At 66.1% G+C, this 22,937-nt stretch carries 19 protein-coding genes; 15 read left to right on the top strand and 4 right to left on the bottom strand.

Annotated features, from left to right (window positions below; genetic code table 11):
• Positions 1–94: 94 nt before the first annotated feature.
• The 12 genes from LPA35_RS19895 (at position 95) to LPA35_RS19840 (ending at position 13,764) form a co-directional block, all read left to right on the top strand.
• Positions 95–1,027: a LysR family transcriptional regulator gene (locus tag LPA35_RS19895; protein ID WP_082437633.1), complete on the top strand. Its 933-nt coding sequence runs from the start codon at positions 95–97 to the stop codon at positions 1,025–1,027.
• A gap of 79 nt (positions 1,028–1,106) precedes the next feature.
• The gene (locus tag LPA35_RS19890) at positions 1,107–2,693 is read left to right on the top strand and encodes an ABC transporter ATP-binding protein (RefSeq protein WP_228898494.1); all 1,587 of its coding nucleotides are present in this window, start codon (positions 1,107–1,109) and stop codon (positions 2,691–2,693) included.
• Positions 2,686–3,756 carry an ABC transporter permease gene (locus LPA35_RS19885; RefSeq protein WP_055401941.1) on the top strand — a complete coding sequence of 357 codons (1,071 nt, stop codon included), beginning with the start codon at positions 2,686–2,688 and terminating at the stop codon, positions 3,754–3,756. The genes LPA35_RS19890 and LPA35_RS19885 overlap by 8 nt, the downstream gene beginning before the upstream one ends.
• Positions 3,756–4,676, top strand: a complete 921-nt coding sequence (locus LPA35_RS19880; RefSeq protein WP_121422579.1) for an ABC transporter permease — start codon at positions 3,756–3,758, stop codon at positions 4,674–4,676. Before LPA35_RS19885 ends, LPA35_RS19880 begins: the two co-directional genes overlap by 1 nt.
• A gap of 110 nt (positions 4,677–4,786) precedes the next feature.
• Positions 4,787–5,953, top strand: a complete 1,167-nt coding sequence (locus LPA35_RS19875; RefSeq protein WP_055401936.1) for a BMP family ABC transporter substrate-binding protein — start codon at positions 4,787–4,789, stop codon at positions 5,951–5,953.
• A gap of 159 nt (positions 5,954–6,112) precedes the next feature.
• Positions 6,113–7,093 (top strand): aromatic ring-hydroxylating dioxygenase subunit alpha, encoded by a 981-nt coding sequence (locus tag LPA35_RS19870; protein WP_228898492.1) that lies wholly within the window; start codon positions 6,113–6,115, stop codon positions 7,091–7,093.
• Positions 7,093–8,145 carry an adenosine deaminase gene (locus LPA35_RS19865; protein WP_121507273.1) on the top strand — a complete coding sequence of 351 codons (1,053 nt, stop codon included), beginning with the start codon at positions 7,093–7,095 and terminating at the stop codon, positions 8,143–8,145. The genes LPA35_RS19870 and LPA35_RS19865 overlap by 1 nt, the downstream gene beginning before the upstream one ends.
• Before the next feature lie 225 nt (positions 8,146–8,370).
• A complete protein-coding gene (locus LPA35_RS19860; RefSeq protein WP_055401418.1) occupies positions 8,371–9,945 on the top strand; it encodes a methyl-accepting chemotaxis protein in 1,575 nt (524 codons plus the stop codon).
• Positions 9,946–10,103: 158 nt separating this feature from the next.
• Positions 10,104–11,204, top strand: a complete 1,101-nt coding sequence (locus LPA35_RS19855) for a BMP family ABC transporter substrate-binding protein (protein ID WP_228898490.1) — start codon at positions 10,104–10,106, stop codon at positions 11,202–11,204.
• Positions 11,205–11,293: 89 nt separating this feature from the next.
• A complete protein-coding gene (guaD, locus tag LPA35_RS19850) occupies positions 11,294–12,592 on the top strand; it encodes a guanine deaminase (RefSeq protein WP_228898489.1) in 1,299 nt (432 codons plus the stop codon).
• A gap of 81 nt (positions 12,593–12,673) precedes the next feature.
• Positions 12,674–13,246, top strand: coding sequence for a dCTP deaminase (gene dcd / locus LPA35_RS19845; RefSeq protein ID WP_055401412.1), 573 nt, complete (start codon positions 12,674–12,676; stop codon positions 13,244–13,246).
• A gap of 149 nt (positions 13,247–13,395) precedes the next feature.
• On the top strand, positions 13,396–13,764 hold the full coding sequence (locus tag LPA35_RS19840) for a hypothetical protein (RefSeq protein ID WP_228898487.1): 369 nt from the start codon (positions 13,396–13,398) through the stop codon (positions 13,762–13,764).
• 71 nt (positions 13,765–13,835) lie between these two features.
• Here LPA35_RS19840 and LPA35_RS19835 read toward each other — a convergent pair whose 3' ends face one another.
• The 3 genes from LPA35_RS19835 to pcp form a co-directional block, all read right to left on the bottom strand.
• Positions 13,836–15,533 (bottom strand): diguanylate cyclase, encoded by a 1,698-nt coding sequence (locus tag LPA35_RS19835; protein WP_228898485.1) that lies wholly within the window; start codon positions 15,531–15,533, stop codon positions 13,836–13,838.
• Positions 15,530–16,495 carry a delta(1)-pyrroline-2-carboxylate reductase family protein gene (locus tag LPA35_RS19830; protein ID WP_228898483.1) on the bottom strand — a complete coding sequence of 322 codons (966 nt, stop codon included), beginning with the start codon at positions 16,493–16,495 and terminating at the stop codon, positions 15,530–15,532. The genes LPA35_RS19835 and LPA35_RS19830 overlap by 4 nt, the downstream gene beginning before the upstream one ends.
• Before the next feature lie 66 nt (positions 16,496–16,561).
• The gene (gene pcp, locus LPA35_RS19825; RefSeq protein WP_228898475.1) at positions 16,562–17,239 is read right to left on the bottom strand and encodes a pyroglutamyl-peptidase I; all 678 of its coding nucleotides are present in this window, start codon (positions 17,237–17,239) and stop codon (positions 16,562–16,564) included.
• 144 nt (positions 17,240–17,383) lie between these two features.
• Between pcp and LPA35_RS19820 the strand changes: the two genes are divergently transcribed.
• From LPA35_RS19820 to LPA35_RS19810, 3 genes are all read left to right on the top strand, one after another.
• Positions 17,384–18,256: a neutral zinc metallopeptidase gene (locus LPA35_RS19820; RefSeq protein WP_121422587.1), complete on the top strand. Its 873-nt coding sequence runs from the start codon at positions 17,384–17,386 to the stop codon at positions 18,254–18,256.
• A gap of 168 nt (positions 18,257–18,424) precedes the next feature.
• Positions 18,425–20,560, top strand: a complete 2,136-nt coding sequence (locus tag LPA35_RS19815) for a SulP family inorganic anion transporter (RefSeq protein ID WP_228898472.1) — start codon at positions 18,425–18,427, stop codon at positions 20,558–20,560.
• 162 nt (positions 20,561–20,722) lie between these two features.
• On the top strand, positions 20,723–22,213 hold the full coding sequence (locus tag LPA35_RS19810; protein ID WP_121507265.1) for a DEAD/DEAH box helicase: 1,491 nt from the start codon (positions 20,723–20,725) through the stop codon (positions 22,211–22,213).
• An 81-nt stretch (positions 22,214–22,294) separates the two neighbouring features.
• Here the strand turns inward: LPA35_RS19810 and LPA35_RS19805 are convergent, their stop codons facing one another.
• Positions 22,295–22,936, bottom strand: a complete 642-nt coding sequence (locus LPA35_RS19805) for a nitrous oxide reductase accessory protein NosL (protein ID WP_228898470.1) — start codon at positions 22,934–22,936, stop codon at positions 22,295–22,297.
• Between the last annotated feature and the right edge of the window lies 1 nt (position 22,937).

The raw sequence follows: 22,937 nt of genomic DNA, 5'->3' as shown, positions 1-22,937 counted from the left end.
ACTTCGATCTTGGATGGAAAGGTTCAGCAGAGGGTAGAACGCAGTACCGTTACCGGCATATGCGCAAGCTTATGGCACCCATGCCCACACCGCTATGAGAGACCACGCCCTTTTCGACAAGATAGACCTCCATCTCATAAGGGTCTTGCACACCGTGCTCACAGAACGCAGCGTATCGAGGGCCGCCGTCCGCCTGGGCATGCACCAGCCGGCGGTGTCGGCTGCGTTGAAAAGGCTGCGCGACCTGGCGGGCGACCCGCTGCTCGTGCGCTCGGGCGCCAGCATGATGCCCACCGATGCTGCGCTGCGCATGGTGGAGCCTGCGGGCGCGATCCTGCGCTCGGCCGAGGCGCTGTTTTCAGACGCACGCGGGTTTGACCCGCGCACTGCCACCCGCACCTTCCGCGTGGCCGCCAGCGATTACCTCGACCCCCTTTTTCTACCCCAGCTCGTGGCCCGCATCAAGGTCGAAGCGCCCTTGTGCCCCATCGAGATCCTGCCCCTGTCGGCCGACACGCACTACCACGCGCACCTGGCGCAGGGTGAGGTCGATGTGGTGATCGGCAACTGGCCGCAGCCGCCGGACGACCTGCACATGGGCCGCCTGTTTGGTGACGAGGTGGTGTGCCTGGTCGGCAAAGACCACCCCGCCGTGCGGCGCGGCTGGGACGTGGAAAGCTGGCTGGCCGCTGAACACATCGCGCCCACGCCCACCCACCCCGGCGCGCGCGGCGTGATCGACGCCCACCTGGACAGCTTGGGCATGCAGCGCCACATCACGGCGCGCTGCGCACATTTCAGCCTCATCCCCAGCATCGTGGCATCGAGCTTGCTTGTGCTGACCACCGGCCGCCAGTACTGCGAGCGGTATGTGGAGCAACTTCCGCTGGCTATATTGCCGTGCCCGGTGCCGTTTCCTCGGCTCATGTACTACCAGCTGTGGCACGCCCGCACGCACCACTCGGCGGCGGCCGCCTGGCTGCGTGACTGTGTGAAAACCGTGGCTGCTTCGCTACGAAAAGAATAGCTGCTTGAGTATGCTGAACAAGCGCCATGAGGTATTTTCATTCTTATAACAAGTTGTAAAACTGAGAGACAATCCCCGCATGAGTTCTCCCCCCAATCCTTCAGCGCCTGGTGCGGCGCCGCCACGGCTGCAGCTGGTGGGCATCACCAAGCGCTACCCGGCCGTGGTGGCCAACAGCGGCGTGTCGCTCACGGTGCTGCCGGGTGAAATCCACGCCGTGCTGGGCGAAAACGGCGCGGGCAAGTCCACGCTGATGAAAATCATCTACGGCTCGGTCAAGCCCGATGAAGGCAGCGTGTTCTTCAACGGCCAGGCCGTGCAGGTGCGCAACCCGCAAGAAGCGCGGGCCCTGGGCATCGCCATGGTGTTCCAGCATTTCAGTCTGTTCGACACCCTCACGGTGGCCGAGAACGTGTGGTTGGGCCTGGACAAGAGCCTGACGCTGGCCGAAGTGACCGGCCGCATCACCGCCAAGGCCACCGAATACGGCCTTGACATCGACCCCCTGCGCCCCGTGCACACCCTGAGCGTGGGCGAGATGCAGCGGGTGGAGATCATCCGTGCGCTGCTCACCAACCCCAAGGTGCTGATCCTGGACGAGCCCACCTCGGTGCTCACGCCCCAGGCGGTCGAAAAGCTTTTTGTGGTGCTGCGCAAGCTGGCCAGCGAGGGTTGCAGCATCCTCTACATCAGCCACAAGCTGCACGAAATTCGCGCGCTGTGCACCGCCTGCACCGTGCTGCGCGGCGGCAAGGTGACGGGCGTGTGCAACCCGGCGGAGGAATCCAATGCCTCCCTGTCGCGCCTGATGATTGGCGCCGAGCCGCCCGCGCTGGAGCACCGCGCGGTGCAGACCGGCGCCACGGTGCTGCGCGTCAAGGGCCTGTCGCTGCCGCGTGCCGACCAGTTCGGCGTGGACTTGATCGACCTGCAGTTCGAGGTCAAGGCGGGCGAAGTGGTGGGCATTGCCGGCGTGTCCGGCAATGGGCAAAAAGAGCTGCTGTATGCGCTGTCGGGGGAAGACCAGCGCGCCGAGCCTGCGAGCATCCAGGTCTCGGGCCAGAACGCAGGCCGCATGGGCCCCGGCCAGCGCCGTGCGCTGGGCCTGCACTTTGTGCCCGAAGAGCGTTTGGGCCGGGGCGCCGTGCCCACCATGGGGCTGGCGCACAACCTGCTGCTCACGCGCACCAACTCCGTCAGCGGCAGTGGCTGGATCAAGGTGGGCGCGCTGCAAAAGCATGCCGAGGACATCATCCGGCGATTCAATGTGAAGGCGGGTGGCCCCAACGCGGCGGCCAAGTCGCTGTCGGGCGGCAACCTGCAGAAGTTCATCGTGGGGCGCGAGATCGATGCCAACCCGAAGCTGCTCATCGTCTCGCAACCCACCTGGGGTGTGGACGTGGGGGCTGCGGCGCAGATTCGCGGCTCCATCCTGGCGCTGCGTGATGCGGGCTGCGCCGTGCTGGTGGTGAGTGAGGAGCTGGACGAATTGTTTGAAATCTGCGACCGGCTGCACGTGGTGGCCAAGGGGCATTTGTCGCCTTCCGTGCCGCGCGCCGAGGCCACGGTAGAGCGCATTGGCGAATGGATGAGCGGGCTGTGGCATGCCGATGTCCAAGCGCACCTCGCACAACAGGCCAAGGCAGCGGAGGTGCAGCATGCTTAAGCTGGAACCGCGCCCCCAGGCTTCTGGCTGGTGGACCTATGGCTCGCCGCTGCTGGCGCTGGCCGTCACGGTGTTGATTGGTGTGGCCTTGTTCGTGGCGCTGGGCAAAGACCCGGTGCGCGGGCTGCAGGTCTTCTTCTGGGAGCCGATCAAGACGCCTTATGCCGTGGGTGAACTCATGGTCAAGGCCACGCCGCTGTTATTGATTGCGCTGGGGCTGGCCGTGTGTTTTCGCTCCAACGTGTGGAACATCGGTGCCGAAGGCCAGTTTGTCATCGGCGCCGTGGTGGCGGGCGGCGTGGCGCTGCTGGCCGACAAGACCACCGGCCCCTGGATCGTGCCCGCCATCCTGCTCGCCGGGGTGCTGGGTGGCATGGTGTGGGCGGGGCTCACGGCCCTGCTGCGCGACAAGTTCAACGCCAATGAAATCCTGGTGAGCTTGATGCTGGTCTATGTGGCCACGCTGGTGCTGGGCTATCTGGTCTATGGCCCGTGGAAGGACCCCATGGGCTACAACTTTCCGCAGACCAAGACGTTCGAGAAAGTGACGCAGATCCCGCGCCTGATGCAGGGCTCGCGGGTGTCCATCGGGCTGCTGCTGGCGTTGGCGGGTGCTGCGGCGCTGTGGGTGTTTCTGTTCCGCACCAGGGCCGGTTTTGCCCAGCAGGTGGGCGGGCTGGCCCCTGCAGCGGCGCGCTATGCGGGTTTCTCGTCGCGCAAGGCACTGTGGACGGCGCTGCTGATCTCGGGCGGTGCAGCGGGCCTGGCGGGCGCGCTGGAAGTGGCCGGGCCCATCGGCCAGCTCACGCCGTATGTGCCCGCAGGCTACGGCTTTGCCGCCATCATCGTTGCCTTTGTGGGGCGGCTGCACCCGGTGGGCATGATTTTGTCGGCCATCCTCATGAGCATGTTCTACATCGGCGGCGAGCTGGCGCAGTCGCGCATGGGCCTGCCCAAGTCGCTCACGGGCGTGTTCCAGGGCCTGCTGCTGTTCACGCTGCTGGCCTGTGACACCTTGATCGCCTACCGCATCCGCTGGGTGGCCGCGAAGGGAGGCAAGTAATGGAATCCTATGCACTCCTGATCGGCGCCACGCTGAGCGCGGGCACCGTTCTGGCCATCGCGGCCCTGGGCCTCTTGATCAATGAAAAAGCTGGCATCGTCAACCTGGGCGCCGAGGGCATGATGCTCTGCGCCGCCATTGCAGGGTTTGCCACCGTGGTGCACACGGGCAACACTTGGCTGGGGTTTGCGGCGGGCATGGCCGCTGGCGCGCTGCTGGCGGCCATCTTTGGTGTGCTGGTGATCTGGCTCAACACCAACCAGTACGCCACGGGGCTGGCGCTCAGCCTGTTTGGCGTGGGTTTTTCGGCCTTTGCGGGCATCAGCTACGTCCAGGCCAAGCTGCCAGAGCTGCCCAAATACGTGATCCCGGTGCTGGGCGATGTGCCGCTGCTCGGCCCTGCGCTGTTCCGGCAGCACCCGCTGGTGTACATCACCATGCTGCTGGTGGCGGGGATGATCTGGTTCCTGTACCGCACGCGCGCCGGGCTGGTGCTGCGCTCGGTGGGCGAGTCGCCCGAGTCGGCCCATGCGCTGGGCTACCCCGTGCGCCGTATTCGCTTGGCCGCCGTGGTGGCCGGTGGCTCGCTGTGCGGGCTGGCCGGCGCGTACATCTCTACCGTTTACACCCCGCTGTGGGTGGAGGGTATGGTGGCCGGGCGCGGCTGGATCGCGCTGGCGCTGACCACCTTTGCCACGTGGCGCCCGGCACGGGTGTTGCTTGGTGCTTACCTGTTTGGTGGCGTGACCATGCTGCAGTTCCATTTGCAGGCCACGGGCGTGCAGGTGGCCAGCCAGTTGCTGAGCATGCTGCCCTATGTGGCGACCATCGTGGTGCTGGCGCTGATCTCGCGCAATCCGGCGTGGATCCGCATCAACATGCCGGCATCGCTGGGCAAGCCGTTTTATCCGGGTTCGTGAACAAGCACTGGTCCCAAGAATTGCTGGTTACCCGGTGGTAGATCGCCCCATAATTAGTGTTTTCGTCCCTCAACCTTTGCAAGTCTTACTTCTTCAATAAGGAAACCGACATGACTGATCTGCAGAAACGCTCCATGCTCAAGGTGGCAGCGCTCTCCGCCGTGGCCGCTGCCGCCCTCGTGGGCTGTGGCAAGAAGGAAGAACCGGCACCGGCCCCCGCGCCCGCACCGGCTCCCGTGGCAGAAGCACCGGCGCCCAAGCCCGAGCCTCTGAAGATCGCGTTTGCCTACGTCGGCCCGGTGGGCGATGGTGGCTGGTCGTTCGCCCACGACAACGGCCGCAAGGCCATCGAGAAGGAATTCGGAGACAAGGTCGTGACGAGCTTTGTGGAAAGCGTGCCCGAGTCCGCCGACGCCGAGCGCGTGCTGCGTGACCTGGCCGGCCAGGGCAACAAGCTGATTTTCGGCACGACCTTCGGCTACATGGAGTCCATGCTCAAGGTCGCGGAAGACAACAAGGGCGTGAAGTTCGAGCATGCCACCGGCTACAAGACGGCCGAAAACATGCGCACCTACGACAGCCGCACCTACGAAGGCGCGTACATGGCGGGCATCATTGCCGGTGCCATGACCAAGTCCAACACGCTGGGCGTGGTGGGCTCGGTGCCGATTCCTGAAGTGATCCGCAACATCAACAGCTTCACGCTGGGTGCGCAGTCGGTCAACCCCAAGATCAAGACCAAGGTGGTCTGGGTGAACGAATGGTTCAGCCCACCCAAGGAAACCGAAGCCGCCACCAGCCTGATCAACGGTGGCGCGGATGTGTTGTTCCAGAACACCGATTCGCCTGCTGTGCTCAAGACCGCACAAGAGAAGGGCAAGCGCGCCTTCGGTTGGGACAGCGACATGACCGCCTACGGTCCCAAGGCCCACCTGGCTTCGGCCGTCATCAACTGGGGCCCGTACTACATCAAGGCCACCAAGGACGCGCTGGAAGGCCAGTGGGCCACGGGCCAGAGCTGGTGGGGCGTGAAGGAAGGCGCCATCGACATCGTCTCCATTGCCGAAGACGTGCCTGCCGACACCAAGGCCAAGGTCGAAGCCGTGAAGAAGGGCTTGGCCGACGGGTCGTTCCAGATCTGGAAGGGCCCGATCGTGGGTCAGGACGGCAAGGAAGTGCTGGCCAAAGACACGGTGGCCGATGACAAGTTTCTGGGCGGTGTGAACTTCTACGTCAAGGGCGTGGAAGGCAAGATCCCCGGCGGCGAGAAGAAGTAAGTCAATGGATCGGTCAGCGGGCCTGACGGCTTGCTGCATACAGTGAGAGGGCCGCCTGCGGGTGGCCCTTTTCCATTTCTGGTTTGGTTTTAGAGCCTGTTTACGATCTCGCAGGGGACTCCTGGGAGATCGTAAACAGGCTCTTAGAGGTGCTGGCAGATGGTCGAATCAAGCTTGTGGCATCCGGTGGCCTTGGTGGGCGATGTGGCGCAGGCCCCTGTTGCCGTGCGGCTTCTGGAGCAACCGGTGGTGGTGTGGCGCGACGCGGCGGGTGCGGTGCAAGCTTTTGCCGACCAGTGTCCGCACCGTGGAGCCCGGCTTTCGCTGGGCCGCGTGACTCCGCAAGGACAACTGGAGTGCCCGTACCACGGCTGGCAGTTTGCGGCCGGCGGCCGCTGCACCCACGTGCCAGCGCTACCCGCGTTTGTTCCGCCGCCCGGGCACTGCGCACGGGCCTTTGAGGCGCGGGAGGCCCATGGCCTAGTTTGGGTGCGCATGGAGCAGGGCAGTGCAGCGCTCCCCGCGTTTGTGGCCGAAGGCGACGCGCGGTTGCGCAAGCTCAACTGCGGGCCGTACGACGTGGCGGCCAGTGCGCCGCGCATCATCGAGAATTTTCTCGATATGTCGCACTTTGGTTTTGTGCACGAAGGCTGGCTGGGCAGCCGCGACGTCCCTGCCATTGATGACTACCGCGTTGAGGCCACACCCACTGGCTTGCTGGCCACCGGCTGCAAGGCCTGGCAACCCCAGTCCAACCTGCACTCCACCGCCCCGGCCCAGGTGGAGTACACCTACGAAGTCACGGCACCCTACGCGGCCGTGCTGACCAAGGTGCCCGAGGCGGGCACCACGGCCGTGGATGGCTGGCGGGAGTCCATAGCGCTGTTCATCTGCCCGATCACCCCGGTGCGCAGCCGCGTGTGGTTTCGCCTGGCCGTGGCAGATTTCGATTCGCCCGATGAGAAGCTGCAGGCCTTTCAGCACACCATCTTCACGCAAGACCAGCCCGTGCTGGAGTCGCAGACGCCACAGTGTCTGCCGCTGGACCTGCGGGCGGAGTTGCATACCGCCGCCGACAAGGCATCATCTGCCTACCGCCGCTTTTTGCGCCAGAGCGGCATCACCTTTGGAGTCTGCTGATGTTTAAAGTGCCCCCCATTTCCGCCGAGCGCCTGCCCACGCTGCTGCGCGCCATGCCCAAGGCCGAGCTGCATATCCATATCGAGGGCTCCCTGGAGCCTGAGCTGATCTTTGCACTGGCGCAGCGCAACGAATTGACCTTGCCCTATGCCAGTGTGGAGGCACTGCGCAGCGCCTACGCGTTCACCAACCTGCAAAGTTTTCTGGACATCTACTACGCGGGTGCCAGCGTGCTGCTGCACGAGCAGGACTTTTATGACATGGCGCGCGCCTACCTGGGGCGAGCAGCGCGCGACAACGTGCTGCACGCTGAAATCTTCTTCGACCCGCAGACCCACACCGCACGCGGCGTTGCCATGGAGACGGTCATCAACGGCCTGTACCGGGCCTGTGAAGATGCACGCAGGGAGCTGGGCATCAGTGCCACGCTCATCCTGTGTTTCCTGCGCCACCTCAGTGAGGAGTCCGCGTTCGAGACCCTGGAGCAGGCGATGCCCCTGCTCGACAAGATCGTTGGCGTAGGGCTGGATTCCAGCGAACTGGGCCACCCGCCCGAAAAGTTTGCCCGCGTGTTCGCCCGCTGCCGCGAACTGGGCCTGCACCTGGTGGCCCATGCAGGCGAGGAGGGCCCTCCTGCCTACATCTGGAGCGCGCTCGATGTGCTCAAGGTCGAGCGCATCGACCACGGGGTGCAGGCGGTGCACGACGCGGCACTGATGCAGCGCCTGGCGCAGGACCGTATTGCGCTCACGGTGTGCCCCCTGTCCAACCAGAAGCTGTGCGTGTTTCCCAACCTGGCGGACCACAACCTGGGCAAGCTGCTCGACGCCGGGCTGGCCGCCACGGTCAACTCGGATGATCCCGCTTACTTTGGCGGCTACATGAACGAGAACTTCACCCAGGTTTTTGCCGCCACGGGCCTCACGGCGAAACACGCCTACCAATTGGCGTTCAACAGCTTTGAGGCGAGTTTTGCCAGCAATGCCGACAAGCGTGTGTGGGAGCACAAGCTCAAGGAAACCTTTGAGCGGTGCGTGGAGCACGACTACTGAGCTTTGTGCGGCGGGCATAGCGCGGATTGCCAGTGCGAATCGGCGGGTTGGTGCGCTGTCACCCGCGCGGCAGGGCGGCGGCGTGGGTAAACCCTTAAAATAGTAAGTATTCGTTCGAATTGCGTCCGGCCCAGGCCCACGGGGTGATCCACCACCATGGCCCTTACCCAGCGCTCCCTTGCGGAGTGCACGGGTGCCGTGTTGCCCCCTTTTTTGGAGCCTTCCATGTTTCTCAGTCAAATCTCCATTGGCAAGCGCCTGACCCTGGTGCTCGGCCTCATCCTGGCGCTGTTTTTTGCCAGCAGCGTGGTGGCCGTGGTGAAGCTCAGCCAGTTGGGCAAAGAGATCGACGCCATGGTCAACGACAACATCAAGACCGAGCGCGCTGGCTCGGACTGGCTGCGCCACACCACATCGGGCGTGCAGCGCGCGGCAGCCATTGCCAAGAGCAGTGATGCCAGCCTGATCCCCTACTTTGCGCCCGCCACGGCCGCGTCGATCCGCGATACCAACGAGCTGCAGAAATTCATCGAGTCCAAGATGGACACGCCGGAGAAGAAGCAGCATTTTGCCAAGGTGGGTGACCTGCGCAAGGACTACCTGGCGGCCCGCGAGGAAGTGAGCAAGTTCAAACAGGCAGGTGATGCCGAGAACGCCAACAAGGTCTTCACCGAGCGGTTTGAGCCCACCTCCCGCAGCTACCTGGCGGGCGTGCAGCAGATGGTGGATGGCCAGCGCGCTGAACTAGACGCTGCCGGCAAGCGCAGCGAAGAGCTGCGTGCCCAGACCACGCTGCTGCTGCAGATCTGCACCGGGGTGTCGCTGCTGCTGGGCGCTTTGCTGGCCTGGCTGCTGACCACCAGCATCACGCGCCCGCTGCGCAAGGCAGAGGCCATTGCAGAGACCATCGCCAACATGGACCTGACGGGTGCCCCCCAGGCGAGCTACGCCAATGACGAAACCGGCCACCTGCTGCGCGCGCTGGATGCCATGCGCAGCGCGCTGCACCGTTCGCTGCAGCAAGTGCGGGGTGTGGTGGACAGCATCTCCACCGCCAGCACCCAGATCGCCATCGGCAACCAGGACCTGAGCGCACGCACCGAGCAGACAGCCAGCAGCCTGCAGGAGACCGCCAGCTCGATGGAAGAGCTGACCAGCACCGTGCGCCAGAGCGCCGATTCGGCCGTGCAGGCCAACCAGCTGGCGGTGTCGGCCGCACAAGTGGCCCAGCGCGGCGGTGAAGTGGTGGCGCAGGTGGTGACCACCATGGACGAGATCAACACCAGCAGCAAGAAAATCGCCGACATCATCGGCACCATCGACGGCATTGCGTTCCAGACCAATATCCTGGCCCTCAACGCCGCCGTGGAAGCCGCCCGTGCAGGCGAGCAGGGCCGAGGCTTTGCCGTGGTGGCCAGCGAAGTGCGCTCACTGGCCCAGCGTTCGGCCCAGGCGGCCAAGGAAATCAAGACACTGATCGGCGTGTCCGTGGAAAAGGTTGAGTCGGGTGCTGCCCTGGTGCAGAACGCCGGCACCACCATGGGCGAGATCGTGAGCTCCGTGCGCCGCGTGACCGACATCATTGGCGAGATCAGCGCAGCCGCGTCGGAGCAGAGCCAGGGCATTGGCCAGGTGAATGTGGCGGTGACCCAGCTGGACCAGATGACCCAGCAAAATGCTGCCCTGGTGGAGGAGTCCACCGCTGCGGCCGAAAGCCTGAAGGACCAGGCGTCGCGCCTGGCCGAGGTGGTGGGTGCCTTCCGCCTGGGCGCAGGCCCGCAAGCGCTGCGGCTGAACTGAGTTCCTATGGAGGGCTCTGCGCACTGCAGCAGGGCCTACCCTCCGGCTTCAATCCATACAGTTCCAACCTAGTTTCAGCGCAGTTTGATTCCCCTCGGCAGCACCGTCGTCCTGCGGTGCTGCCGTTCCATTCCATCAGGGCCATGTAGAGGAACACCATGTACAAAAACCTCGCAGCCACGCTCGTGGCCGCCTGCTTTTTCTCCCCCGTTTTTTCCCAGACCACGCCCGCCAAGGGCAGTACGGCCGAGCCTGTCAGAGCTGGTTTTGTCTATGTCTCGCCCATCACCGAGGCAGGCTGGACGCGCCAGCATGACGAAGGCCGCAAGGCCGTCGAGGCCGCGCTGGGCAACCAGGTGAAGACCACCTTTGTCGAGAACGTGGCCGAAGGCGCCGATGCCGAACGCGTGATCCGTGATCTGGCGGCCACGGGCCACCAGATCATCTTCACCCCCAGTTTTGGCTACATGGAGCCCACGCTCAAGGTGGCGCAGGACTATCCGCAGGTGAAGTTCGAGTCCATCACGGGCTACAAGACCACTCCCAATGTGGCCGCCGCCAATGCGCGCTACTACGAGGGGCGTTACCTGGCGGGCATTGCCGCAGGTCGCATGAGCAAGACCGGCGTTGCAGGGTTCGTGGCCGGGTTTCCCATCCCCGAAGTGCTGCAGGGCATCAACGCCTTCACGCTCGGCATGCGCTCGGTCAACCCCAAGGCCACTGTCAAGGTGGTGTGGCTCAATGTGTGGTTCGACCCACCCAAGGAGCGTGATGCGGCCATGGCGCTGTTCAACCAGGACGTGGACGTGATTGCGTTCCACACGGGCTCCACCGCCGTGATGGCCGCCGCGCAAGAGCGCGGCAAGATGGCCGTGGCCTACCACTCGGACATGCGCCGCACCGGGCCAGACGCCCAGATCGTGGCCGTGACGCACCAGTGGGGCAGCTACTACACCGAGCGCGTGCGCGCCGTGCAGAACGGCACCTGGAAGTGTGTCAACCTGTGGGGCGGTGTGCGCGAGGGCATGATCCGCGTCGGCGACTTTGGCACCCGGGTGCCTGCGGCCGTGCAGCAGGAGGTGCTGGCCGCACAAAAGGCCATTGGGGCGGGCAAGCTCCAGCCCTTTCGTGCGGGCAAGGCGCCGGTGCGCGACAACGAGGGGCAGGAGCGGATCCCCGCTGGCCAGGCGCTGTCGGATGCACAGATCCTGCAGATGAACTGGCTGGTGGAAGGGGTGGTGGGCAAGGTGGCGCGTTGAGCGCTCCTGTACCCAGCTAACTGCCTTCCATAGCCACTATGGGGCGTGCCGTATGCTGGCGCCAGGCGGTGCCGCTAAGCTAGCGCCCCATGCCTGTATACCGATCCGCCCTTTTGCGATTTGCCGACGATGGCCGCGCCCTCTATGACGAAGATGGCCTGCTGGCCATTGGCCCGGATGCCCAGGGCCGCCAGCGGGTGCTGGCAGCCGGCGCCTGGCAGGCGCTGTCGCACCAGTACGCCCACGAGCCCGTCACGCACCTGCCGGGTCGCATCCTGGCCCCTGGGTTTGTGGACATGCACATCCACTTTCCGCAGACCGACGTGATTGGCTCGCCCGCGGATGGTCTGCTGCCCTGGCTGGAGAACTACACCTTTCCCCATGAATCGCGCTTTGTCGCATCCGACTACAGCGCGCAGGTGGCAGAGTTCTTTGTGGCCGAGCTGCTGCGCCATGGCGTGACCACGGCGCTGGCGTTTGCCACCTCGCACCCCGCCTCAGTGGATGCCTTGTTCACCGAGGGGCAACGCCAGCACATGCGCCTGATCACTGGCAAGGTGCTGCAGGACCGCCACTCGCCCGATGGCGTGCGCGACGATACCGAACAAAGCCTCATTGACACCGAGGCGCTGATCCAGCGCTGGCACGGCGTGGACCGCCTGGGCTATGCCATCACCCCGCGTTTTGCGCCCACCAGTACCCATGAACAATTGCGCGGCGCGGGCGAGCTGGCTGCGCGCTACCCCGATGTGTGGATTCAGTCCCACGTGGCCGAGAACCGCGACGAGATCCGCTGGGCGCGCGAGCTGTTCCCCGCCGCACGCAGCTACCTGGGCGTGTACGACGACTTTGGCCTGATGCGCGAACGCGCGGTGTACGCGCACTGCATCCACTTTGACGATGACGACCGCGCGCTGATGCGCGACACCGGTGCGGTGGCGGCGGTCAGCCCCACCAGCAACCTCTTTCTGGGCAGTGGCTTTTTTGACTACGCCAGCGCCGACCGCGTGGGCTTTGGCTACGGCCTGGCCAGCGATGTGGGCGGGGGCACCAGCTTCAGCCCGTTCCACACCATGCTGGCGGCGTATTACGTGGGGCGCGAGGGCCAGACCAAGCAGGGGCTGAGCCTTTCGCCGCAGCAGCTGTGGTGGCAACACACGGCCGGGGCCGCCAAGGCGCTGGGTCTGGCGGGTGTGGTGGGCAATTTGCAGCCGGGCTGCGAGGCCGACTTTGTGGTGCTCAACCCTCGGGCTACGCCTCTGCTGGAGCGCAAGACCTGTCAGGCGCGCAGCCTGGACGAGCTTTTGTTTGCGCTGATCGTGCTGGGCGATGACCGTGTGGTGGAGCAAACGGTGATTTCTCAAGCAAAATACGGCCCCAGCGCTTGATCATCAAGCGCTAATAGCTACATATTTAATAGCGCCCGGCTGTTTGCCGACGGCCAGGGCCACAGCGCAGGAAATTCAGCCATGAGCATCAAGAGCGACAAGTGGATCCGCCGCATGGCGGCCGAGCACGGAATGATCGAACCCTTCGAGCCGGGCCAGGTGCGCGAGGTGGAGGGCCGCAAGATCATCAGCTACGGCACCAGCAGCTACGGCTACGACATCCGCTGCGCACCCGAATTCAAGGTGTTCACCAACATCCACAGCACGGTGGTGGACCCGAAGAATTTCGACGAGAAGAGCTTTGTGGATTTCGAGGGCGACAGCTGCATCATCCCGCCCAACAGCTTTGCGCTGGCCCGCACGATGGAGTACTTCCGCATCCCGCGCAACGTGCTCACCATCTGCCTGGGCAAAAGCACTTATGCACGCTGCGGCATCATCGTCAACGTGACCCCATTCGAGCCCGAGTGGGAAGGCTATGTGACGCTGGAGTTCTCCAACACCACGCCGCTGCCCGCACGCATCTACGCGGGCGAGGGCTGCGCGCAGGTGCTGTTCTTCGAGAGCGACAAGGACGATGTGTGTGAGGTCAGCTACCGTGACCGGGGCGGCAAGTACCAGGGGCAGGTCGGCGTGACACTGCCCAAGGCCTGACCTCCCGCCGGACCTTCGGCATCCGCTGCAAAGTGTTCGCAGGGGTTGCGTCCTACAGCGCCAGTGCCCATTGGCTGAAATGCAAGCGCAGGTAAGGTTCTTAGCATGGTGTCATGCCGCCGGGCCCTCCGGTGGCCACGGAGTCCACCATGCTGACCTTTGCTGCGATGACCACACCCGCCAAGGCCCGGGATGCTGCGCTTTCTCTACATGACCCTGCAGGTGCCACAGGCGACTTGGCCTCGGACCACGGCGCATTGCGCCCGGCAGCCGTGTCCCACGCCTACTATTGGCCCTGCGAGCTTCTCAACGCTTTCGTTCTGAAGATGGCCGCCACGGGCCACTGTGTGAATACCGCCATGATGCTGGGGCACCGGCCCTACGCGCTCGAACAGCTGGCCGTGGCGCGGGCCGTTCAGGACCACAGCCTGAATGCGCTGGCCTTGCGGCTGCAGGCCTATTTTGATGCGGCCGCGCCCCAGGGCTGCGCCGTGGTGGCCGAGATCAGCGAGGTTTAGAACAGGTTCCTGGCGGGTCTCTTGCACGCCGCCGGCCTTGCTGTGCGCTGACCGCTGTTCATGGACTGTGGTCATGCCTCCACGCAGACCCTGTTGCGCCCCTGGCCCTTGGCTTCATAAAGCGCCGCATCGCCCCGGCGCAGGATATCGAGGCCGTTGTCCTGCAGGCCGCGCATGCTGGCCACACCCGCGCTCACGGTGATGCGGCCCACGACCGGGTCGTGTTGTTCGGCCATGGCTTCGACCAGGGCCTGGGCGATGGCTTGGGCCCCCAGAAGGTCGGTGTCGGGCAGCAGCACCACAAACTCTTCACCCCCCAGCCGTGCGATCACATCCGAGTTGCGCAGGCGCATTTCCAGCGTGCGGGCCAGCCGGCGCAGGACTTCGTCGCCGGTTTCGTGTCCATAGGTGTCGTTCACACGCTTGAAATGGTCCACGTCGACTGTGATCAGGCTCAACGGCCGGCCGCTGCGCCGCGCCAGCGCCAGGGCAAACGCCATCTGCGTTTCAAAACCCCGGCGGTTGAGCAGGCCCGTCAGAGCATCGGTGCGGGCCTGCAGGTCCAGGGCGCGGTTGGCAGCCTCCAGCTCCAGCGTGCGCAGGCGCACTTTTTCCTCCATGGCTTCGTGGGCTGTCAGAAGCCGGTGCGTCATGCGGCCCAGTGCGCCTGAAAGCTTGCTCACTTCCCGGCTGCTGTGGGCCTGGGGAATGCGGGTGCCGGGCTTGTCGGCCTCCACGGCGCTGGCGGCATCGGCCAGCGCGTACAGGTCATCGCTCAGGCGGCGTGCCGCCAGCCACGCCAGCACCGAGGCCAAAAGCGCGGCGCCGAGCCCGATGGCCAGTGCCAGTTGCACGGTGCGGTGGGCCTCGGCGAAGGCCAGTTTCACGGGTTCGCGGGCGACAATGCGCCAGCCGAGGTCGCTGGTGCTGTTGCGTGCCTGCATCGGTGCGGTGGCCGTGAGGTAGCTGCGGCCATCCAGCCACCTCGCCACGACGGCCCGGCCTGCGGCGCGGTCAGACGCCACCGGGTTGTTGGCCTCGACGGGCAGGCGCTGCCCGGCTACTTGCAGGGCCCGGGTCTGGCCCCCAGGGGCGTAGATAAGCTCGCCTTTGCGGTCGAAGACGAACAGTTCTACCGCCTTGTCGTCCGTACGTACCGGGGTCAGGCTTTCCATGACCTCATGGGTCCATTCCCAGCTGCCGTGGATACCCACCACGCCGATGGTGGTCGGGCCCAGGCGAATGGGCGCCGCAAAATCCACAAACCGGTAGGGCTCGCCCGAAGGCGGCGGGGCCAGCAGCTGCTCCAGCAGCTTGGCCGGGTGGACATCTCCCACGTGCAGTGTTTGCAGGCCTTCCTTGAACCACGGGCGCTCTGCCACGCTCTGGCCCACCAGCAGCCCGCCCGTGGCGGCGCGCACCACGCCCTGGGCATCGGCCACACCGATCCAGGCGCTGTGGGGGTGGGTGGCCTGACTGCGTGCCAGCATGTGGTGGGCTTCGGCACTGTCGAGCCCTTTGGTCCAGACGGCCTCGGCGGCCGCCAGGACCTCGGCCTCGCGGCTGCGCTCCTGCAGGCCGTTGGCCAGCAGCTTGCCTGCATTCTCGGCAATGACCTGCAGGGCAGTCCCGGCATCGCGCTCGATGCGCAGCTTGAGCAGTTCGCCAAATCCCAGTGACAGCAGCACCGCCAGGCCCACCACCAACGTGCCGAACACCAGCGCGATCTGCGAGCGCAGGCTGTGGTCCGAGAACCGGAGCAGGCTCATGGCGTGGCCTGCGAGGGTGGTGCGCCCTCTGTGCCCAGGCGCATCGCCAGGCGGGCCGCAGCCAGGTCCCAGCCCGCCCAGCCGCAGCTCTTGAACAGCACCGGCCCTGCGGACGGAGCGCGCTGGCGTTGCAGAGCTTCGCGCAGTGTGGGCAGCATGCCCACGTCGAGGCCCGCCTGCAGCAGATCGCCCGCCTCGTGGCGTGCGTCTTCACTGTCCACCACGATATGCCCGTGTGCGGCCACATGGCGGCAGAAGGCGGGGGCCAGTTCTGCCATGGCCGGGGTGAAGGCTCCCACCGCTGCCACAAAGGCGTCGGGCCGTGGTGGCGCGCTCAGCACCACGCTGTGCGCCGGGGTGCACACGGCAATCAGCGGGCAATGGGGCACCGCAGCGTGTGCATCGGCCACCGTGCGTGCCTGGGCGCCCAGCGCCTGGGCGCGCAGGACCAGGGCCTCGGCGCTGGCGGCACTGCGCGAGGCCACCCACACATCACGCACCCCCAGGCCCTGCACAAAGGCTTCCAGGTGGGCCAGGCCCTGCACGCCCGCACCGACGATGAGCAGCGGCCCCTGGGCCTGCGGCGCCAGATGCTGTGCAGCCAGCAGCGACACCGCCGCTGTGCGCCGTGCAGTGATGGTGGGGCCGTCCAGCACCAGGCGGCGTTCGCCCGTGGTCACGTCAAACACCACGACGTCGCCCTGGATCGCGGGGCGGCCGGTGCCCGTGTTGGCAGGGGTCAGCGTGATGAGCTTGGCCATCGCCACGCGGCTGTCGGTGGCAGGCATGACAAACAGGCTGCCGCCCTGGGGCAGTGGCAGCACCGTGCGGGCAGGCACCGAGACGGTGCTGTCCCGCAAGAGGGCCGCAATCTCGGTGGCCAGCGCGTCCCATGGCAGACACGCCGCTGTGGCAGCTGCGTCCAGCGTGCCGGGGGCCGGGGAGAGGGAGGTGAAGGACATTCGCCGACTTTACACAGCGAGGGCGGAGCCGGGGAGCGGGCAAGCCCCCAGTCCGAGGCCATGATTTCAGTGCGTGGCACCCGCCCCGAGCGCTATGTCGCTCTGGTGAAGCACAGCGGCCCACAGGGCTGCGTGGATGCCGCGCACCATGTCCCGCAGTGCCAGGGAGGGTGTGCCTTGCCCGGGCAGCCAGGGCACGTGCACAAATCCGCCCCGGGCGCCCGCAGGGCCAACGCCTTGTGCCTGCAGCATGTGCATCAGTCCGTACAGCACATGGTTGCAGACGAAGGTGCCCGCTGTTTGTGAAACCTCGCAGGGCACGCCAGCCTGCTGTACGGAGCGCAGCATGGCCTTGAGTGGCAGGCTCGCAAAGTAGGCGGCAGGCCCGCCGGGCACCACCGGCGTGTCGATGGGCTGGGCGCCCACGTTGTCGGGAATGCGGGCGTCGTTGATATTGATGCCCACCCGCTCCAGCGACAGCGCGCTGCGTCCTCCTGCCTGGCCCAGGCAGATGGTCAGCGCGGGCCGGTGGGCCGTGGCCAGCGCCCGCAGCTGTTGCAGCGATTCGCCAAAGACGGTGGGCAGTTGCGCCGCCACCACGCGGTGGCCCGCGATGCGCTGCCCGTCCAGCGCCTGTGCCACCAGCCAGCTGGGGTTCAGGCTGTCGCCGCCAAAGGGGTCAAAGCCTGTGATCAGAATCACCTTGTCGCCGATGGGGGCGTAGTGCGAGGCGTCGTGGAGCATGGGGCGGTTCGGGTGGGGCGTGGAAGGGGGGAATCGTGCCAGCGGGCGCCGACAGGCAGGCCATCGTAATCGGCCCCTCCGGTTCCTGCACCGCGCGTAATATGCGCCATGCCCTCCGCACGTTGAGGGCGCTGGAGATACGGCATGAAATGGGAAGGCAATCGCGAGTCGGACAATGTGGAAGACCGGCGCGGTGGGGGCGGCGGCTCGCCGATTTTCGGAGGGCGCAGCATTGGCATTGGCACCATCGTCATCGCACTGGTGGGCGGGTGGGTGCTGGGCATCAATCCGCTGACGATCCTGGGGCTGCTCAGTGGCGGTGGGCCGCCCGCGCAGGTGCAGTCGCAGGGGCCTGCCCAGCGCCCCCCGGCCGACGACACCATGGCCCGTTTTGTATCGACCGTTCTGGCCGATACCGAAGACGTGTGGCAGGCCGTGTTCCGCCAGGGTGGCGGCACCTACCAGGAGCCGCGCCTGGTGCTGTTTCGGGGCGCCACGGCCACGGCTTGCGGCACCGGGCAGGCGGCGATGGGCCCGTTCTACTGCCCGGCGGACCAGAAGGTCTACATCGACCTGGGCTTTTATGAAACCCTCAAGAACCGCCTGGGCGCGCCCGGCGATTTTGCCCAGGCCTATGTGATTGCCCACGAGGTGGGCCACCATGTGCAGAACCAGCTGGGCATCAGCGGCAAGGTGGACCAGATGCGTGGCCGCGTGAGCAAAGCGGAGTACAACGCGCTCTCGGTGCGGCTGGAGCTGCAGGCCGACTGTTTTGCCGGGGTGTGGGCACACCATGCGCAGAACGCGCGCCAGATTCTGGAGCAGGGCGATGTGGAAGAGGCCATGAACGCAGCGGCCAAGATTGGTGACGACGCCCTGCAGCGTTCCAGCGGAGGGGCGGTGGTGCCCGAAAGCTTCACCCACGGCACCAGTGCTCAGCGGCAGCGCTGGTTTCACAACGGGCTGCAGAATGGCAGCGTCAAAGCCTGCGATACCTTCGCGGCGCGGAGTCTTTGAAACACCCCCCTGAGCCGCTTCGCGGCTTCCCCCCGCTCTCGCAACACTGCGCGTTGCGGGCAGGGGGACGCAGCCAGCGCGGCGGGGCGGCCCATGTGCGGCTGCCCGGGCATGGGCCGCGCCGGTTTTGTGGGGTGTGGGTGACCTACGGCGCTATGGAGAACTGAGATGTCCCCTGCTGAGTCCCTGCAGCCTCTCCGGTCGCCGGGCATCGCCGCCGCGTGGTCGGCGGCGGCTGTCACGGTGCCGCATGCCGTCGGCCTGGGCCTGCTTGCTTTTGCACCCCTGGCGGCCGACCATTCCCTCGCAGCGCTGGCGCTGTGGTCGGCGGCCCTGCCGGGCCTGCTGCTCACGCTGGTGGTGCCACGTGCCGGGGTGGTCTACGCACCCACCACGGTGGTGGCGCTGCTGTTTGCGGCCGTGCTGGCGACCGCCCATGGTGCGGCCCCTGTGCTGGGCCTGAGTGCGCGCCAGGTGCTGGCCGTGAGCGGGGCCACGGTGGCGCTGGCGTTTGTTTTTCAGTGGCTGCTGGGGGTGCTGCGGCTGGCCTCGGTGGCGCGGTTTCTGCCCGTTTCGGTGACGCATGGTTTCGCGGCCGGGGTGGGGCTGTCGATGGTGGTGGGCCAGGTGCGCAACGGCTTTGGCGCTGGGGGCGACGCCCTGTGGAACGCCCGCACCGGCTGGCACCTGCTGGCGGCGCTCGCCGTGGTGGGGCTGGCCTGGGCGTTGCGCTGGCGCTGGCCCCGCATGCCGGGGCTGCTGTCGGCTGTGGTCCTGGTGGCGCTGGCCGTGGCGGTGGCGGGGGTGTGGGGTGGTGGTCTGGGGGATGTGTTTGCCCCCGCCGTGCAGCCCAGCCAGTTTGCCGGCCCGCTGTGGCCCGACTGGACGGGGGTTCCCTGGATGGCGCTGGCGCAACAGCACGGGTCGGACCTGGTGGTGCTGGCGCTGTTGATGGCGCTGGTCAACAGCCTGGAGATACTGGTGTTCAACCAGGAGCTGGAGCTGGACCACGGTCTGCGTGGCAACGCCAATCTGACCCTGCGCCGCGAGAGCCTGTTGGGCGTGTTGTGCGGGCTGGCCGGGATGATTCCTGCATCCACCAGCGCATCGCGCTCGCGCATTGTGCTGGCGCAGGCGGGCCCCTCCCGCGACGCACCGCGCTGGCATGCCGGCATCATGCTGGGCGTGGCAGTGACGGGCGCCTGGTGGCTGCACTGGGTGCCCATGGCCTGCCTGGCGGGTGGGCTGGTGCTGGCCGGGCTCATGCAGGTGCCGGGTCTCATGTGGTCGCTGCGCTACGCGCAGCGCTCGCGGGTGACCTGGGCACAAAGCTGGCTGGTGGCGCTGGTGTTTGCCGTGATGGGCGGCGTGGGCGCGCTGGTTGCGGGCCTGGTGGTGGCCACCTTTGTGTTGCTGCACGACTCCGCCGCCAAGGTGCTGCGCCATGTGCGGCTCGATGGCGAACTGCGCTCACGCCGGCTGCGGCGCGCGGGGTCGGACACCTGGCTCTCGCCGCGCATGAACCAGGTGGCTGTGTTTGAACTGCAGGGCGTGATGTCGTTCGGCGTGGCGGCCCACTTGGCCGAGCAGGTGCGTTTGCTGCTGCAGCCGCGCCACCGCTGGGTGATTCTGGATGCGGGCCGCGTGCCCGCCTGGGACAGCACGGCACTGGCGCAACTGCGCGCGCTGGTGCGCGACCTGGGCCAGCAGGGCATTGCCGCTGCCGTGGCCGCGCTCGATCCTGTGGCCGCTGAACATGCAGGCGACCAGGTACGCGCCTTTGCCGACCTGGACCGCGCCTTGGAATGGGCCGAGGCCGGTATCCTCTCGCAACGCCCCATTGAGCAACGCCCCGCGCGTCCCGAAAGGGATCTGCTGGGCGAGATTGGCGAGGGCGTGCCCCGGGTGGCGGCCAATGCCCTGATGGCCTTGCTGGAGCCTCTGGCCGTGCCGCCCCACGGGGTGGTGTTCAGCGCGGGAGACACCGACCACGACCTGCTGGTGGTGAAGTCGGGCCACATCACGCTGGTGACCCAGTGGCCGCCCGACAAGGGGCTGCGCTTGGCCACGGTCGGGCCGGGCATGGCGTTTGGCGAGATGGCGTTCCTCAACGGCGCTGCGCGCAGCGCTTGTGCGGGGTCTGAGCGGGGGCCTGCGCACCTGGTGCGCCTGTCGCGGGCGCACTTTGATGCCTGGGCGCGGCAATACCCCGAGGCAGCGCTCACCGTGATGAATAACCTCGCCCAGATCGGGGCGAGGCGTCTGGCGGTGACCACACGCCAATTGCGGGCGGTGTTGGAGTAATTTTGAATAAAAAGTGCCACTAGCGCTTGATTGATAAGCGCTGATAGCTATTAAAAATGTAGCTTATTGCTGTGACTTGCTCAATGAATAAATGCGCTCTGTACCACGCCCCCATGGTGAAAAATCGCTTTTTGGGCCACCGGTGCGACAATAGAGGGCTAAATGACAAGTTCCTTTTCCAATCTATCGCTGGCTGAACCGCTCGCGCGCGCCGTAGCCGAAATGGGCTACGAGTCCATGACGCCCATCCAGGAGCAGGCCATTCCGGTGGTGCTCACAGGGCAAGACGTGATGGGCGCAGCCCAGACCGGCACCGGCAAGACGGCGGCTTTCTCGCTGCCCCTGCTGCAACGCCTGCTCAAGCACGAAAGCAGCTCCACATCCCCCGCCCGCCACCCCGTGCGTGCCCTGGTGCTGTTGCCCACGCGCGAGCTGGCCGACCAGGTGGCCCAGCAGATTGCGCTGTACGCCAAGTACACCAAGCTGCGCAGCACCGTGGTGTTTGGCGGCATGGACATGAAGCCCCAGACCATCGAGCTGAAAAAAGGCGTCGAAGTGCTGGTGGCCACACCAGGCCGCCTGCTGGACCACATCGAAGCCAAGAATGCCGTGCTCAACCAGGTCGAGTACGTCGTGCTCGACGAGGCCGACCGCATGCTGGACATCGGTTTCCTGCCTGACCTGCAGCGCATCCTGAGCTACCTGCCCAAGCAGCGCACCACGCTCCTGTTCAGTGCCACGTTCTCGCCCGAGATCAAGCGCCTGGCCAGCAGTTACCTGCAAAACCCCGTCACCATCGAGGTGGCCCGCCCGAACGAAACGGCCTCCACTGTGGAGCAGCGCTTCTACAGCGCCAATGACGACGACAAGCGCCGCGCCATCCACCAGGTGCTCAAGACCCGGGGTATCAAGCAGGCGTTCATCTTCGTCAACAGCAAGCTCGGTTGTGCCCGTCTGGCGCGCAGCCTGGAGCGCGAAGGCCTCAAGACCACCGCGCTGCATGGCGACAAGAGCCAGGACGAGCGCCTGAAGGCGCTCGAAGCCTTCAAGAGCGGCGAGGTCGATCTGCTGGTGTGTACCGATGTGGCCGCGCGCGGCCTGGACATCAAGGACGTGCCTGCGGTGTTCAACTTCGACGTGCCATTCAACGCCGAAGACTATGTGCACCGCATCGGCCGCACGGGCCGTGCGGGCGCCTCGGGCCTGGCAGTGACGCTGGTGTCGGGCAGCGATGCCCGCCTGGTGGCCGACATCGAGAAGCTGATCAAGAAGAAGATCGATCTCGAAGCCATCGAATACGAAGAAGACCAGCCCCGTGGCCGCATCAACGACGGCCGCCGTGCCTGGCGCGAAGCTGGTGAGACGGGCGACGGGCGCGATGCGCTGCCGGCCGCCCCCGCCGCGCCACGGCGCGAGCGTGACCAGCGCGTCGGGCGTGAGGGGCGCGAACAACACCGGGGCTTTCGCCCGGCCGTGGCATCGCGCGACCCCTTCTTCGAGAAGCCGTATGAGGCCAGCGCAGCTGCCGACGCAACCCCCGCCTGGGAAGCTGCCAAGTCGGCCCCGCGCAGCAGCGTGTCGGCCAACATCAAGCCCAAGCGCAAGGTGGCAGCACTGTTCAAGGCTGCCCAGCCAGAGACTTCGGTGCAGTGATGAAATACAGGCCGTTTTAGGCCTGTAGCGATTGATGGATAAGCGCAAGAAGCTATATTTTCAATAGCAAATGAGGCCCCGTCAGTCTGAATGCAAACGGTGGTCGGCCCGGAGGTTCGGGGCCAGCCTGCGCAGCAAGGCCACATCGATGGCGCCGAAGGGGACCGCCCGCCCCCCACGCTGCTGCACAAACTCCTGTGCAGCCTCCGCATGGGCAAACGCGGGCAGATTGCCCGCCCGCATCGGCCCCATGGCCGAAGACCCTGTCACATACACCGCCTCCTGCGCGTTCAGCCAACCACCCGTATCGGTATCGGTGACATACCGCGCCACGATGGCGTCGGCCGTGCGGCCCCGCGTGTAGTGGGCCACGTTGCCCAGGTACAGCATGAGGCTGAGCGGTGAGTCAAAAAAATACGCATCCCCGTCCGCAAAAATGACCTGCGCTGCCCACGCCCGTGCGCGGGCCGGGTACATGCCACACACCGGGCAGCGTGCGTCGGCGGGCACCTCGCGGGCGGCGGTCAGGGGCTGGCCCAGCGCAGGGTCGTAGGGCGTGGGCGGCGCCACCACGCACACATCGTCGCCGATGCCCTCCAGGGCGGCGTTGCCGGATGGACGGGGCGGAGTGCGCTGTGGCCATTGCCATGCCACCAGGCCTGCCGAGCCCAGCAGCAGGGCTGCAAGGGCTGTGCGCCGGGTGGTTGCGTGTGGGCGGGGCATC

The sequence above is a fragment of the Acidovorax sp. Leaf73 genome (genome assembly GCF_916855635.1).
GTDB classification, from domain to species: domain Bacteria; phylum Pseudomonadota; class Gammaproteobacteria; order Burkholderiales; family Burkholderiaceae_C; genus Acidovorax; species Acidovorax facilis.
Note: the sequence above shows the minus strand (reverse complement) of the source record. Positions and strands in the feature narration are given on the sequence as shown.